The organism is Flavobacterium tyrosinilyticum (genome assembly GCF_023656565.1).
Classification (GTDB): domain Bacteria; phylum Bacteroidota; class Bacteroidia; order Flavobacteriales; family Flavobacteriaceae; genus Flavobacterium; species Flavobacterium tyrosinilyticum.
Genome location: NZ_JAMOKG010000001.1, coordinates 1,696,824 through 1,710,211 on the forward strand (window position 1 = coordinate 1,696,824; position 13,388 = coordinate 1,710,211).

At 33.6% G+C, this 13,388-nt stretch carries 15 protein-coding genes; 11 read left to right on the top strand and 4 right to left on the bottom strand.

What is annotated here, in order from left to right:
• Positions 1-143 precede the first annotated feature (143 nt).
• Positions 144-1,148 carry a class 1 fructose-bisphosphatase gene (gene fbp / locus NCC77_RS07485; protein WP_250835010.1) on the top strand — a complete coding sequence of 335 codons (1,005 nt, stop codon included), beginning with the start codon at positions 144-146 and terminating at the stop codon, positions 1,146-1,148.
• Positions 1,149-1,332: 184 nt separating this feature from the next.
• Positions 1,333-1,707 (top strand): hypothetical protein, encoded by a 375-nt coding sequence (locus tag NCC77_RS07490; RefSeq protein ID WP_250835011.1) that lies wholly within the window; start codon positions 1,333-1,335, stop codon positions 1,705-1,707.
• Between the two features lie 138 nt (positions 1,708-1,845).
• Here NCC77_RS07490 and NCC77_RS07495 read toward each other — a convergent pair whose 3' ends face one another.
• Positions 1,846-2,277 (bottom strand): TerB family tellurite resistance protein, encoded by a 432-nt coding sequence (locus NCC77_RS07495; RefSeq protein ID WP_095928262.1) that lies wholly within the window; start codon positions 2,275-2,277, stop codon positions 1,846-1,848.
• Between the two features lie 168 nt (positions 2,278-2,445).
• On the opposite strand from NCC77_RS07495, the gene NCC77_RS07500 reads away from it, so the two are divergent.
• From NCC77_RS07500 to NCC77_RS07525, 6 genes are all read left to right on the top strand, one after another.
• Positions 2,446-3,039 carry a HupE/UreJ family protein gene (locus NCC77_RS07500; RefSeq protein WP_095928261.1) on the top strand — a complete coding sequence of 198 codons (594 nt, stop codon included), beginning with the start codon at positions 2,446-2,448 and terminating at the stop codon, positions 3,037-3,039.
• A gap of 5 nt (positions 3,040-3,044) precedes the next feature.
• Positions 3,045-3,476 (top strand): deoxycytidylate deaminase, encoded by a 432-nt coding sequence (locus NCC77_RS07505; protein ID WP_095928260.1) that lies wholly within the window; start codon positions 3,045-3,047, stop codon positions 3,474-3,476.
• Positions 3,476-5,053, top strand: a complete 1,578-nt coding sequence (locus NCC77_RS07510) for a S41 family peptidase (RefSeq protein ID WP_250835012.1) — start codon at positions 3,476-3,478, stop codon at positions 5,051-5,053. Before NCC77_RS07505 ends, NCC77_RS07510 begins: the two co-directional genes overlap by 1 nt.
• Before the next feature lie 16 nt (positions 5,054-5,069).
• On the top strand, positions 5,070-5,435 hold the full coding sequence (locus tag NCC77_RS07515) for a nuclear transport factor 2 family protein (RefSeq protein ID WP_095928258.1): 366 nt from the start codon (positions 5,070-5,072) through the stop codon (positions 5,433-5,435).
• A 91-nt stretch (positions 5,436-5,526) separates the two neighbouring features.
• Positions 5,527-5,844, top strand: coding sequence for a hypothetical protein (locus NCC77_RS07520; protein ID WP_250835013.1), 318 nt, complete (start codon positions 5,527-5,529; stop codon positions 5,842-5,844).
• 25 nt (positions 5,845-5,869) lie between these two features.
• Positions 5,870-6,484: a hypothetical protein gene (locus tag NCC77_RS07525; protein ID WP_250835014.1), complete on the top strand. Its 615-nt coding sequence runs from the start codon at positions 5,870-5,872 to the stop codon at positions 6,482-6,484.
• Between the two features lie 5 nt (positions 6,485-6,489).
• Here the strand turns inward: NCC77_RS07525 and NCC77_RS07530 are convergent, their stop codons facing one another.
• The 3 genes from NCC77_RS07530 to NCC77_RS07540 all read right to left on the bottom strand — a co-directional run bounded on the left by NCC77_RS07530 (position 6,490) and on the right by NCC77_RS07540 (position 7,986).
• Positions 6,490-7,095 (bottom strand): FAD-dependent oxidoreductase, encoded by a 606-nt coding sequence (locus NCC77_RS07530; protein WP_095928505.1) that lies wholly within the window; start codon positions 7,093-7,095, stop codon positions 6,490-6,492.
• Position 7,096: 1 nt separating this feature from the next.
• Positions 7,097-7,300, bottom strand: coding sequence for a hypothetical protein (locus tag NCC77_RS07535; RefSeq protein ID WP_095928256.1), 204 nt, complete (start codon positions 7,298-7,300; stop codon positions 7,097-7,099).
• 107 nt (positions 7,301-7,407) lie between these two features.
• Positions 7,408-7,986, bottom strand: a complete 579-nt coding sequence (locus tag NCC77_RS07540; RefSeq protein WP_008465051.1) for a MarC family protein — start codon at positions 7,984-7,986, stop codon at positions 7,408-7,410.
• Positions 7,987-8,370: 384 nt separating this feature from the next.
• Between NCC77_RS07540 and NCC77_RS07545 the strand changes: the two genes are divergently transcribed.
• The 3 genes from NCC77_RS07545 (at position 8,371) to NCC77_RS07555 (ending at position 12,913) form a co-directional block, all read left to right on the top strand.
• Positions 8,371-8,940 (top strand): DUF3109 family protein, encoded by a 570-nt coding sequence (locus tag NCC77_RS07545; protein WP_250835015.1) that lies wholly within the window; start codon positions 8,371-8,373, stop codon positions 8,938-8,940.
• 336 nt (positions 8,941-9,276) lie between these two features.
• Positions 9,277-10,254 carry a ribonucleotide-diphosphate reductase subunit beta gene (locus tag NCC77_RS07550; RefSeq protein WP_248728436.1) on the top strand — a complete coding sequence of 326 codons (978 nt, stop codon included), beginning with the start codon at positions 9,277-9,279 and terminating at the stop codon, positions 10,252-10,254.
• Between the two features lie 265 nt (positions 10,255-10,519).
• A complete protein-coding gene (locus NCC77_RS07555) occupies positions 10,520-12,913 on the top strand; it encodes a ribonucleoside-diphosphate reductase subunit alpha (protein WP_250835016.1) in 2,394 nt (797 codons plus the stop codon).
• Positions 12,914-13,388: the final 475 nt, after the last annotated feature.

Consider the following 13,388-nt stretch of genomic DNA (forward strand, 5'->3'; position numbering starts at 1 on the left):
TAAAAAAGCTTCGTTTTATTGGTCGCTTTTTGCAGATTATTAGCAAATATACAATAGTAACAAACTAACAAAATAATTTTTAAATCATTCTCACAAAATAGACGATATTTGTGACTTAAAAATAAAACTATAACGATTTAGCAATGGAAGAACGCAATAAAACACTGGGAGAGTTTATTATTGAGCACCAAAAAGCATTTCAGTATTCGTCGGGAGAACTTTCCCGAATTATTAACTCGATACGTTTGGCAGCAAAGGTTGTCAATCATAAAGTTAATCAAGCAGGTTTAGTAGACATTATTGGCGCCGCGGGCGAGCAGAATGTTCAAGGAGAAGACCAGCAAAAATTAGATGTCTATGCAAACGAAGTATTTATCCAGACGTTAATAAACCGTGAGATTGTCTGTGGTATTGCTTCTGAAGAAAACGACGATTTTATTACTGTTCAGGGGAGCGACAACAGTCATAATAATAAGTACGTGATCTTAATGGATCCGCTTGACGGATCTTCAAACATTGATGTGAATGTTTCTGTCGGAACTATTTTTTCTGTTTTCAGAAGAATTACTCCAATAGGAACCCCGGTAACTAGCGAGGATTTTTTACAGCCGGGAATCAATCAAGTTGCAGCAGGCTATGTAATTTATGGAACTTCTACAATGCTGGTTTATACAACTGGACATGGGGTGAATGGTTTTACACTAAATCCTGCGATAGGTACATTTTACCTTTCGCATCCAAACATGAAATTTCCAAGAAATGGAAATATATATTCGGTAAACGAGGGGAATTATGTTCATTTTCCGCAGGGGGTAAAAAATTACATTAAATATTGCCAGCGTGAAGAAGAAGACAGGCCGTACACTTCGAGATACATCGGAAGTTTAGTAGCCGATTTTCACCGAAATATGATTAAAGGTGGAGTTTATATTTATCCAACAAGTTCAAAAGCTCCAAAAGGGAAATTACGTTTACTGTACGAATGTAATCCGATGGCGTTTTTAGCAGAACAGGCAGGAGGAAAAGCAACAGATGGTTTTGGAAGAATTCTAGAAATCCAGCCAACTGAACTGCACCAAAGAGTTCCTTTTTTCTGCGGAAGCTATAATATGGTAGAAAAAGCTGAGGAATTTATGGCGGCTGAGTGAGTGATCAGTTTTTAGTTTTCAGTCACAGTCGCAGTTTTCAGTCTGGACTATAAATAGCAAACCCGGCAGGTTTTTTTAAAACTTGTCGGGTTTTTGTTTGAAGTGAGATCATGTTTTTGTTGAACTTAAGTTGTAATTATTTATGTGCATTTTTTATATATTTGTAAGTAAAAAGTTATAATTTATGAAAATTGAAAAAATTATTAATGAATTTGATAGGTTGATAAAAATTGCTAGTGAAGAAGATAATAAATATGCTTTTCAAGATCCAGCATATGAACTTATAGATGATTTAGAAGAATCAGGAAATGCTTTTGATTTTGTAGAACCTATATTTCGTTTAATTGAAAAAAGTCCAGACATTGATTTTGGAGGTCCTGGTCCTTTTGGAAGTTTTTTGGAAAAATTTTACCATAAAGGTTATGAAGAAAAATTGCTGGATTCATTAAATCGTAATCCTAAAAAGTATACAATTTTCTTGTTATCTCGTTTATGTAATGATTCAAATAATCCTAAAAATAAAGAGTATAAGTCTATTTTGAGTTCGCTTGAAAAATAATTTTTGATAATCTCATTTTTATTAGAAATTAAAAAAAACAAAACCCGATAAAATCAATTATCGGGTTTTGTTTTTTAAATTTTCATTCGCAGTCAAGTTTCAGTACAAAACTGAACACTAAAAACTGAACACTGAATTTTATTTATGCATATGCTGCATTTCATAGATAAAAGTATCTGCATCTACTTTTTTGTCAACCAATGACAATGCTTTTGCAATGATATAATCTACGTTGCTTGGTGTGAATCCTAGCGCAACACTTATTTTTTTCAATAATACTTCTTGTTTGTCTTCAAGATGATGATCAACATGAACCATTCTTGTTAAATCATATAAACGCTCTAAACGTTGAACATATGAATAAGGTGGATTGATAGGATATTTTAATGGATCGCTAAGAATTTCTTCGTATTCCGATTCTGTAATTTCTAAACGAGAAGCAAGTTTGTCTAAAAAGGCTTTTTCCTCTGGATATACTACTCCATCTGCTAATGCTACACGTACGATAGCAGAAAAGTGTCCTTTGTTTCTTTGCTTGAATTCGCTATCAAATAATTCTGAAAATGACATAATTATTAAGTTTTTATATCACAAATATAAATTTTATTTTACATTAACGATTTTAAATTTCTCATAAAATTTAACTTATTTTTATTGCAGGAATTGGATGCTTGAATCTTTAATTTTGAAAATTAATCGTAAGTTTACAACCCCTAATTATTTAATTACAATATACCTATGTCACAATTTTGGATTTATTTTCAAATAGGATTAAAACACGTTTTAGATATCAATGCTTACGATCACGTTCTTTTTTTAATCGCCTTAACCGTTCCGTATCTTTTTAAAGACTGGAAAAAGATTTTTCTTCTGGTTTCTATTTTTACAATTGGTCATACTTTGGCTCTAGTGCTTTCTGTTTACGGCATTATTGCCATAAAAGTAGATGTTGTAGAATTCTTGATTCCGATTACAATTCTCGTAACCGCTCTTTATCATTTGTTTACGGCTGGAAAGACCTCAAAAAATGATGGCGTAAATTTGGTATTTTTCATAACTTTATTCTTTGGAATTATTCACGGACTAGGTTTTTCTAATTATTTCAAAACAATTTTAGGTGGCTCTGCAACCTCAAAATTGTTACCTTTGGGAGAGTTTGCCTTAGGGATAGAAGCTGCTCAATTAGTAGTAGTTTTTGTTGTTCTGGTAATTTCATATATAGTGCAGACGGTTTTTCGTTTTTCAAAACGCGACTGGGCGCTTGTAATGTCGGCTTTCATTATTGGAGTTGTAATTCCGATGATTATTGAAAGTCCAATTTGGAACAGATAAATTAAATGGAAGTAAAAAAGCTGAATAAATACGATAAAGCATATCTGCGAATTGCAAAAGAGTGGAGCCTGCTTTCTTACTGTAAACGTAAACAAGTTGGTGCTATTATCGTAAAGGACAGAATGATCATTTCTGATGGCTACAATGGAACGCCGTCTGGATTTGAAAATTGCTGCGAAGACGAAGACGGATTAACACGCTGGGATGTTTTACACGCCGAAGCAAATGCGATCCTGAAAGTAGCCAGATCAACTCAGTCTTGCGAAGGCGCAACATTGTATATTACGCTTTCGCCTTGCAAAGAATGCAGCAAATTAATACATCAGTCTGGGATAAAAAGAGTGGTGTATAAAGATGGATATCGTGATGATTCTGGAATTCAATTTTTAATAAAAGCGGGCATAGAAGTAGAGCATATTCCTGTTTTAGAAGAGTAATGAAATTTAACTCAAAATATTTACCCATAGTCATAGGAGCAACTTTTGCTCTTGGAACAATTGCCGGAAGCCTGATGAATGCTCCCGGAAGCGACCAGTTTTTGGCTAAAAATTACTCTAAAACCAAATTGAATAAACTTATTGATTTTATTAATACAGAATATGTTGATAGCGTCAATACCGATTCGATTGTAAATCTTACGGTCGATAATATTCTTTCCAAACTAGATCCGCATTCGGTTTATATTCCGCCAAGCGAACAAGCTGAGGTTGCCGAAAGCATGAAAGGAGATTTTGTCGGAATCGGAATCAATTTTTATATGTATAAAGATTCGGTTGCCATTATAAAACCAGTTGAAAACGGACCTTCGGCAAAAGCGGGAATAAAATCTGGCGATCGTATTTTATTTGCTGGAAAAACGAAATTATACGGTAGAAAACTGCCTTCGGATAGTTTGTTTTCTAAATTAAAAGGGCTTCAGGGTTCAGAAATCGAGCTGACTGTTTTTAGAAAATCAGAACAAAAGAAACTCAAGTTTAAGGTTAAACGCGATATTATTCCAATTAAGAGCGTTGATGCCTCTTTGCTAATTGGAAACAATGTCGGTTACATCAAAATAAATCGTTTTGCAGAAACTACTTTTAATGAATTCAAAACGGGATTAACGAGATTAAAACAAAAAGGAATCCAGTCGCTTGTAATTGATCTTCGTGATAATGGTGGCGGTTATATGGAAGAAGCAATTGCTATTGCCGATGAATTTTTAAAAGACAAACAGCTGATTGTTTTCACGAAAAGTAAAAATGGCTCGACCGAAAAAACCTATGCAACAAAAGCAGGAAGTTTTGAGACAGGAAGGGTTTATGTTTTAATTAATGAAAATAGTGCTTCTGCAAGCGAAATTTTAGCAGGTGCTATTCAAGATAATGATCGCGGAACTATTGTTGGTCGCCGTTCTTTCGGAAAAGGATTAGTTCAAAGGGAAATGGATTTTAATGACGGATCAGCCGTGAGATTGACCGTGGCGCGTTATTATACGCCAACAGGAAGATCAATTCAGAAACCATATAAAAAAGGAAACGAAGAATATTTTAAAGAATCTGAATCTAGAATTGCTACTGGAGAATTTTATGCAAAAGACAGCATAAAAGTGGCAGATTCTTTAAAATTCAAAACTCCAAAGGGTAAAATAGTTTACGGTGGTGGCGGAATTGTTCCAGATGTTTTTGTGCCCTTAGAAGCAGAGCATGGGAATGAAAATGTTGCTTATTTGCTGCAAACAGGAATTGTGGGGCATTTTGTTTTTGAAGAATTAGATAAAAATAGAAATGCTTTTGCAGGGGATAGTTTTGCTGATTTTTTAGCTAAAATGAAAAGTTCAGATACATATTTTAAGAAATTCAAGAATTATATCTTGATGACAGGCCTGGATTTAAAAATGGATAAAACAAAAGCACTTGTCAACCGTTATATCACGGCTGAATTTGCCCGACAGCTTTATGGAGAATTGTACTATTATGATGTAATCTTAAAAGAAGATGCCATGATAAAAACAATTCTGACTCCGAAGAAATAACTTCAATCTTTATATCATGAAAATAGAAACCGTTGTTAATGCAGAAATCGAACTTCTAACTGCCATTAAAAAATCGGATGTTTTGGCTTTGGATACCATCCTTCATGATGATTTATTATTCAACATGCCAGACGGACAAACCATCACTAAAGATTTTGATTTGCAGACATACCGTTCTGGGAAGATTAAAATTGATTCTTTGGAGGGTTCTGACCAAATCGTTAATATAATTGGCGATTCGGCGGTAGTTACTGTTACAGTCGCTTTAAATGGAACTTATGATAATACTCCGATTAATGGCGTTTTCAAATACATAAGAGTTTGGAAGAAAATAGGGAAAAATCTAAAAGTTATTGCAGGAAGCTGTGTTCAGCTGGCATAAAGTTTGAAGCTGGAGAAATAATATTAACTTAAAACATGATTAGGCAATCTGAGTATAAATAAGAGCTTAATCTGCGGTAAAATTAAATTATATGAAAAATCTAAAAAGAATAAGTTTATTAGCGATTTTAATGACTTTTGTAATCTCTTGTAAAACAATGAAAAATGATCCCAATACTGCAGTTTCTGGAAAAGTAGATTCTATTGAGGCAGGAAAAGACGGGTACACAGCAAAAATTACTACAGACGCTAAAGAAGTGTATTTTGCCACAATTAGCATTGTAAACGTTGGCGGTCCTCAAAACTACAAAAAATTAAAAATTGGAGATGTAGTATCTGTAAAAGGAGAAAAGTGGAAAAGCGAGGACGAAAATCATATTAAAGTAACAGAAATCGTTTCGGTGAAATAGAAATTTATTAAAATAGTTACTATTAATGAAAAAACTTCTAATAGGTTTAATCTTTTTTAATTTTGGATGTTCTTCAAATCAAGAAGATATTAGAAGTATTGAGTTAATATGCTATAATTGGAATTTAAAATATCCTACAGAATCTTTTAAGGGAGAATTTTATATTCAACCAAAATTATATTCTATTCTTAATTTAAATGGAGAGAATGAAAGCTATGTCTGCGAATTCTCTCCAAATAAAACTGAATTTTATTTTCATTCGAAGGTTGATGCGAAATTAATAACTGATTTAGTGAAGTGTTTACCTGAAATTGATAAAAACAAAGTTCTTATAAGTTCGTATAAACAAGATGGATGTATGGAAAGTTCTCCAACATTTAGGCTAAAAGTGGTTCATTCTAACAATGAAGAAAAGTATTATGAATATTATTTTCAAAAAAAGAACAATATAGATTCGGTTATAAAGAAATTATATGTCGCTTTAAAAATAAATCAGATTGAGAGAAAATATGAAAAGATAAAAGACACTCTTTCTTTTGCTGAAAAAAAGAAAGCTATAATATCTTTTTCAATGCATAAAGATACGTTGGCAATGCCTTTGCCAGGATTGCCAACTTACAATAAAGTTAAATTCAAATAGTAATTTTATCGAATACTATCGTGAGCGTGAGTCTGCACGCCATTATTCCATAAAGTAAGAATATCTGTTGCTACAGCAGCGCCACTTCCGGCAGCAATTGCCAATTGACTTCTCCAGCCCGCTAAAGTCCCAATTACATAAATGCCATCAGCAACTTTGTGATCTTCATTTTTAAGCTGAATACGCTGTTTTTCTGGTAGTGCTTTTTTATGTGGTTCAATGTATTGCATTAAACCTTCAATGTCGAAAGTATTGGCAGAACCAATTCCGACTACGATATTTTTTGTTTGGTATGAATTCTTGTTGGTTACAACAGTAAATTCAGGATAACTGCCTTCAATTTTCATTACTTTTTCATTTGGAATCTGAGTAATGTGTGGGTAAGTTGTAGCTAAATCCTGTGTGCTTTCAGTTAAAAGTTCAGAACCTAATTTTCCTGGTGTAATTCCGTAAGCGTTATAAAATATTGCTTCTTGTAAAGAAGAATTTTTCTGGTGGGTAAAAATTCCGATTTTTTTATCAGTAACAAAAGTTTTGTTTTTTGCGGACCCTAAGACAAGAGCACATGACATTCCTGATACTCCTCCTCCGATAATTAAAACATCAAACATATTATCTGTTGTCATTCATTTTTTCTTCAATTCTTTTTGAAATTCTAAAAATCAAAAGAATCAAAACAGCGCAAAATGAAGCGGCGATTCCAATAAAAGCTACCATACTATCTCCTTGAAAAGGGTTCTGAAAGTCTAATAGCGTAATATTAAAAACAATTAAAGCTAGTGCCAAAAGCACTAAGATTGAAGTGAAAATTTTCATAAGGTTGTTTTGTTTTTGCCTAAAATAATAAAGTAGAACTTTAATGGGGAAAATGCCTTAAAGTTGTATTTTAGAAATTTTACGGGGTAAATTTATAAAAATAAAATTTAGACAAACAAACCTTTAACATTAGCAGCGAATAATTTAACAGCAATCGCCAAAAGTATTACTCCAAATGTCTTGCGAACTACTCCAAGTCCGTTTTCTCCCAATAGATTTTCGATTTTTTTAGAAGACTTCAAAACGATGTAAACCAAGATAATATTTAGAACAATCGCGATGATGATATTAATGGTGTGAAATTGAGATCGAAGCGATAACAAAGTCGTCATTGTTCCTGCTCCAGCAATTAGCGGGAAAGCCAAAGGAACGATAGAGGCAGATCCTGGTTCTTCGTCACGGTAGATTCTGATTCCTAAAATCATTTCTAGCGCCAAAAAGAATAAAACGAAAGATCCTGCAACGGCAAATGAGTGAACGTCGATACCAATTAAGTTTAGTAAACCTTCTCCAACAAAGAGAAAAACAATCATAATAGCTCCTGCAACAATAGAAGCTTTTTCAGATTCGATGTGTCCGACTTTAGCTCTTAAATTCACAATAATCGGAATTGAACCAACAATATCAATTACGGCAAAAAGCACCATACTAACGGTAATGATTTCTTTAAAATCGATTTCTAACATATCGCTTTGATTTTTAGGGTTTAAAAAACTGCTGCAAAAGTAGTTAATAAAGTTAGGTGTTTTTTCGTTACTATGTATTTTTGTTATAAAAACATGTTTTATTGGTTAAAAAAGTGATATTTGTAACAATTATGTAGTTTGGATTGCTAAATCAAAGACAACTCTGAAGATTTTTTTTGGATAGTATAAAAAATTTCACGCAGATTTAGCGGATTTGAGCAGATTTTCAATTTTCTTAAATCATTTTCATCGTTTTTAAGATTTACCAAATAAAATCAATCTCTTTATCTGCTCATATCTGCCAAATCTGCGTGAAAAAAGAATAAAAAATTATCTGTTTTCTTTGACTATCTTTGCATTTTAAAATTTACAGTATTTAATATCATGTTTCAGTTAGGTAAAACTATTATTTCAGAAGACATTCTGGAAAAAGAATTTGTGTGCAACTTGTCTGCTTGTAAAGGAGCTTGTTGTGTTGATGGAGATGCGGGCGCGCCTTTAAGTGAGGCTGAAACTAAAATCTTAGAAGAAATTTATCCAAAAGTAAAGCCTTTTTTAAGAAAAGAAGGAATCGAAGCAATCGAAGCTCAGGGTACCTGGGTAAAAGGAACCGATGGAGATCTCGAAACTCCACTTATCGATAATAAAGATTGTGCTTACGTAATTTTTGACGGAAAAACGGCTCTTTGTGGAATCGAGCAGGCTTATAATCAAGGACTCGTTGATTGGAAAAAACCAGTTTCTTGTCATTTATATCCAATTCGTGTAAAAGACTTCACAGAATTTGCGGCTGTAAATTATGATAAATGGGACATCTGCGATGATGCTTGTTCATTAGGTGCAGCATTGGAAGTTCCAGTTTACAAATTTGTTAAAGAAGCACTAATTAGACGCTTTGGCGAAGATTGGTATTTGGAGCTGGAAAAAGTAGCCGAAGAACTTAAAAATTCATAAAAATTCACAGTCGAAATTATAGTCTTTTTGACTACATCTTTTGACTCAAAAAAATAAAGTTTTGACTCAAAAAAAACTTTTTAAAACTATTTAAAATTTCTTGCTTTTTATTCGAAAAAGTCTATATTTTACAGGGCTTTTGAAGTATAAAATAGCTTTTAAATCATTCATTTGCAGTAAATTAATTATTGTCTGAAAAGTTTTTCAAATTTTAGGCTTTGTTAAAAACTACGTCCGATTGTGAATAAGTTTGGCTTTTATTTTTGCCGTTAATTGACAATCTTTGTAGTGCACTGAATGTGTAAAAATTCAATAAAAAAATTAACAGAATCTGTCATGTCACAAATCGAACCAATATTACAAGAAAATAAAAATCGTTTCGTTATTTTTCCGATTAAACATCATGATATTTGGGAGTGGTATAAAAAGATGGAAGCAAGTTTTTGGACTGCAGAAGAAATCGATTTACACCAAGATTTGACAGACTGGAATAACAAATTGAATGACGACGAAAGATATTTTATTAAACATATCTTAGCATTCTTTGCTGCTTCTGACGGAATCGTAAACGAAAATTTGGCTGAGAACTTTGTAAACGAAGTTCAATATGCTGAAGCGAAGTTTTTCTATGGTTTCCAAATTATGATGGAAAACATTCATAGTGAAACGTATTCACTGTTAATTGATACTTACGTAAAAGACGAAGCAGAAAAAGCAGAATTATTTAATGCTTTGGAAGTATTTCCAGCAATTGGTAAAAAAGCAGAATGGGCTTTAAAATGGATCGAGTCAGATTCATTTGCAGAAAGACTTATTGCTTTTGCAGCAGTTGAGGGAATCTTTTTCTCAGGAGCCTTCTGTTCTATTTATTGGTTGAAAAAACGTGGTTTAATGCCAGGTTTAACTTTCTCTAATGAGTTGATTTCTCGTGACGAAGGCGTACATTGTGATTTTGCAGTTCACCTGCATAATCATCACTTAGTAAACAAAGTGCCAAAAGAAAGAATTAAAGAAATTATTGTCGATGCCTTAGATATCGAAAGACAGTTTGTTACAGAATCTCTTCCGGTAAGTTTAATTGGTATGAATGCTGGTTTAATGACACAGTATTTAGAGTTTGTTGCCGATAGATTATTAGTAGAGTTAGGTTGCGAGCGTGTATACGGTTCGGCAAACCCATTTGATTTCATGGACATGATTTCTCTTCAAGGAAAAACTAATTTCTTTGAAAAACGTGTTGCAGAGTATCAAAAGTCAGGTGTTATGAACAATGACAGTGATGCTCAAAAAATTTCATTTGATGCAGATTTTTAGACAACAAAAAATACTTTTAGCGTCTATCTTCTAGAGACGCTAAAAAAAAAGATTACAGGAATATTTTAAAGGTTGAATCTCTTTCCCCAAGTCGCAGATTCAATAGCAATTTTTGACGCATTTAAATTCGAATTTCGAATTTGAAATGAGTAACTATTGAGAATTTGGTAATTCTCCAAAATTAATTTAAAAACACGCAATGTTTAAGTACTAGGGCTCGTTCTCTAGGTACTTTCATTTTTTCAATAACTAAAAAGGTAAGCTTATGTATGTAGTAAAAAGAGATGGCCACAGAGAGCCCGTAATGTTTGATAAGATTACAGAAAGAATCAAAAAATTGTGTTACGGCTTAAATGAGCTTGTAGATCCAGTTAAGGTAGCGATGAGAGTTATCGAAGGATTGTATGATGGGGTTTCGACTTCTGAGTTGGATAATCTTGCAGCAGAAACGGCGGCTTCTATGACAATTGCGCATCCAGATTATGCTCAATTGGCAGCTCGTATAGCTATTTCTAATCTACATTCAAATACTAAAAAATCTTTCTCTGAAACGATGAAAGATATGTACAATTATGTGAATCCAAGAAATGGACAAGACGCTCCATTAATTGCTGACGATGTGTACAAAGTAATTCAAGAAAATGCTGCTTTTTTAGATTCTCATATTATTTATACAAGAGATTTTAATTACGACTACTTTGGTTTTAAAACTTTAGAGCGTTCTTATCTTCTTAAGATAAACGGAAAAATCGTGGAGCGTCCGCAGCACATGTTAATGCGTGTTTCTGTTGGTATTCACTTAGACGATTTAAAATCGGTTATTGAAACTTACGATTTAATGTCTAAAAAGTTCTTTACGCATGCAACGCCAACGTTGTTTAATGCAGGAACTCCAAAGCCTCAAATGTCTTCTTGCTTCCTTTTGGCAATGCAGGATGATAGTATTGATGGTATTTATGATACATTAAAACAAACAGCAAAAATCTCGCAATCTGCGGGAGGAATCGGGCTTTCTATTCACAACGTTCGTGCGACAGGATCTTACATTCGTGGTACAAACGGAACTTCAAACGGAATTGTTCCGATGTTGAGAGTGTTTAATGATACAGCTCGTTATGTAGATCAAGGTGGTGGAAAACGTAAAGGAAGTTTTGCGATTTATATCGAAACTTGGCATGCTGATATTTTCGATTTCTTGGATTTAAAGAAAAATACAGGAAAAGAAGAAATGCGTGCGAGAGATTTATTCTTCGCGATGTGGACTTCAGATTTATTCATGAAACGTGTTCAGGAAGATTCGACATGGACTTTAATGTGTCCAAACGAATGTCCAGGATTATATGATGTTTACGGAGATGAATTCGAAGCATTATATACGGATTATGAATTTAGAGGAAAAGGAAGAAAAACAATCCGTGCTCGTGAATTATGGGAGAAAATCCTAGAATCTCAAATCGAGACTGGAACACCGTATATGTTGTACAAAGATGCAGCAAACCGTAAATCGAACCACAAGAATTTAGGAACTATCCGTTCTTCTAACTTGTGTACAGAGATTATGGAGTTTACATCTAAAGACGAAATTGCAGTTTGTAACTTGGCTTCTATCTCATTACCAATGTTCATTGAAAACGGACAGTTTGATCACCAAGCACTTTACAATGTTACAAAACGTGTAACTCGTAACTTGAACAAAGTAATCGACAGAAACTATTACCCAGTAAAAGAAGCAGAAAACTCTAACATGCGTCACCGTCCTGTTGGTTTAGGGGTTCAAGGTTTAGCAGATGCTTTCATTATGTTGCGTATGCCTTTTACAAGTGATGAAGCGAAAAAATTAAACCAAGAGATTTTCGAAACTTTATACTTCGCTGCTGTAACTGCTTCTATGGAAATGGCAAAAGAAGAAGGACCATATTCAACTTTTGAAGGTTCGCCAATGTCTCAAGGAGAATTCCAATACAATATGTGGGGAATGAAAGATGAAGAATTATCAGGTCGTTGGGACTGGGCTTCATTAAGAAAAGAGGTTGTAGAGCATGGAGTTCGTAACTCATTGTTAGTGGCGCCAATGCCAACTGCATCGACTTCTCAAATTCTTGGAAACAACGAAGCTTTCGAACCTTACACATCAAACATTTATACTCGTCGTGTATTGTCTGGAGAATTCATCGTAGTAAACAAACATTTACTAGAAGACTTAGTGAAACTAGGTTTGTGGAACGAAGATTTGAAACAAGAAATTATGCGTCATAATGGATCTGTTCAAAACATTGATAGAATTCCGCAAGACTTAAAAGATCTTTACAAAACAGTTTGGGAAATGTCGATGAAAGATATTATCGATATGTCTCGTCAAAGAGGATATTTTATCGACCAGTCACAATCGTTGAACTTGTTCATGCAAGATGCTAACTATTCTAAACTAACATCAATGCACTTCTACGCTTGGCAGTCTGGTTTAAAAACAGGAATGTATTACTTAAGAACAAAAGCGGCTGTAGATGCGATTAAATTCACATTAAACAACGATAAAAAAGAAGAAACGGCTCCATCTTTAGTTGCAGAAACGGAAGCAATCAGTGTTGAGGATTATAAAGCTATGCTTTTAAAAGCTCAAGCTGCTGATCCAGAAGATTGTGAGATGTGTGGAAGTTAATATTTCATGATAAAATATATAGTTAAGTTTTTGTTTTTTATGTTTCATTTAAAAGAAAAACTTAACTAATTTAAAATTTAGTTCTTTGAATTAATTTGGTTTGACTTTAGATTGTCTCTTCAATCTTTCGTCAGGATTGCCCAAGAACACCTTTCCAAAGTGTTAGTTCGAACTTCATTCGTTGTTTGGCTATTCATTTCATTAAAGGGTTCTGTGTCTATCTCGTTTGATGCCACTGTGTATGACAGACAGAAACCTATAGAAACATTGGCACCAAGCTATTTATTTAGTGAGGCGGACAGGCAGAAAGCTGCGGATTTAAAAAACCATGCGAAATTTCGAAAAAACTTTCGTATTCTGGAAAAAAACTTAATTTTGAAAACTATGGATACACTATCGGATTCAGAACTGGAGAAAACCCAGCAAACCAAAAAAATGCAGTCTTTAACGCTCAAGAGTTCCAGCTTAGATTTCG

What these genes read in the sequence shown, in the direction of transcription:
- fbp (WP_250835010.1), top strand. Translation starts at nt 144, where the DNA reads ATGGAAGAACGCAATAAAACACTGGGAGAGTTTATTATTGAGCACCAA.
- NCC77_RS07490 (WP_250835011.1), top strand. Translation starts at nt 1,333, where the DNA reads ATGAAAATTGAAAAAATTATTAATGAATTTGATAGGTTGATAAAAATT.
- NCC77_RS07495 (WP_095928262.1), bottom strand. Translation starts at nt 2,277, where the DNA reads ATGTCATTTTCAGAATTATTTGATAGCGAATTCAAGCAAAGAAACAAA.
- NCC77_RS07500 (WP_095928261.1), top strand. Translation starts at nt 2,446, where the DNA reads ATGTCACAATTTTGGATTTATTTTCAAATAGGATTAAAACACGTTTTA.
- NCC77_RS07505 (WP_095928260.1), top strand. Translation starts at nt 3,045, where the DNA reads ATGGAAGTAAAAAAGCTGAATAAATACGATAAAGCATATCTGCGAATT.
- NCC77_RS07510 (WP_250835012.1), top strand. Translation starts at nt 3,476, where the DNA reads ATGAAATTTAACTCAAAATATTTACCCATAGTCATAGGAGCAACTTTT.
- NCC77_RS07515 (WP_095928258.1), top strand. Translation starts at nt 5,070, where the DNA reads ATGAAAATAGAAACCGTTGTTAATGCAGAAATCGAACTTCTAACTGCC.
- NCC77_RS07520 (WP_250835013.1), top strand. Translation starts at nt 5,527, where the DNA reads ATGAAAAATCTAAAAAGAATAAGTTTATTAGCGATTTTAATGACTTTT.
- NCC77_RS07525 (WP_250835014.1), top strand. Translation starts at nt 5,870, where the DNA reads ATGAAAAAACTTCTAATAGGTTTAATCTTTTTTAATTTTGGATGTTCT.
- NCC77_RS07530 (WP_095928505.1), bottom strand. Translation starts at nt 7,095, where the DNA reads ATGTTTGATGTTTTAATTATCGGAGGAGGAGTATCAGGAATGTCATGT.
- NCC77_RS07535 (WP_095928256.1), bottom strand. Translation starts at nt 7,300, where the DNA reads ATGAAAATTTTCACTTCAATCTTAGTGCTTTTGGCACTAGCTTTAATT.
- NCC77_RS07540 (WP_008465051.1), bottom strand. Translation starts at nt 7,986, where the DNA reads ATGTTAGAAATCGATTTTAAAGAAATCATTACCGTTAGTATGGTGCTT.
- NCC77_RS07545 (WP_250835015.1), top strand. Translation starts at nt 8,371, where the DNA reads ATGTTTCAGTTAGGTAAAACTATTATTTCAGAAGACATTCTGGAAAAA.
- NCC77_RS07550 (WP_248728436.1), top strand. Translation starts at nt 9,277, where the DNA reads ATGTCACAAATCGAACCAATATTACAAGAAAATAAAAATCGTTTCGTT.
- NCC77_RS07555 (WP_250835016.1), top strand. Translation starts at nt 10,520, where the DNA reads ATGTATGTAGTAAAAAGAGATGGCCACAGAGAGCCCGTAATGTTTGAT.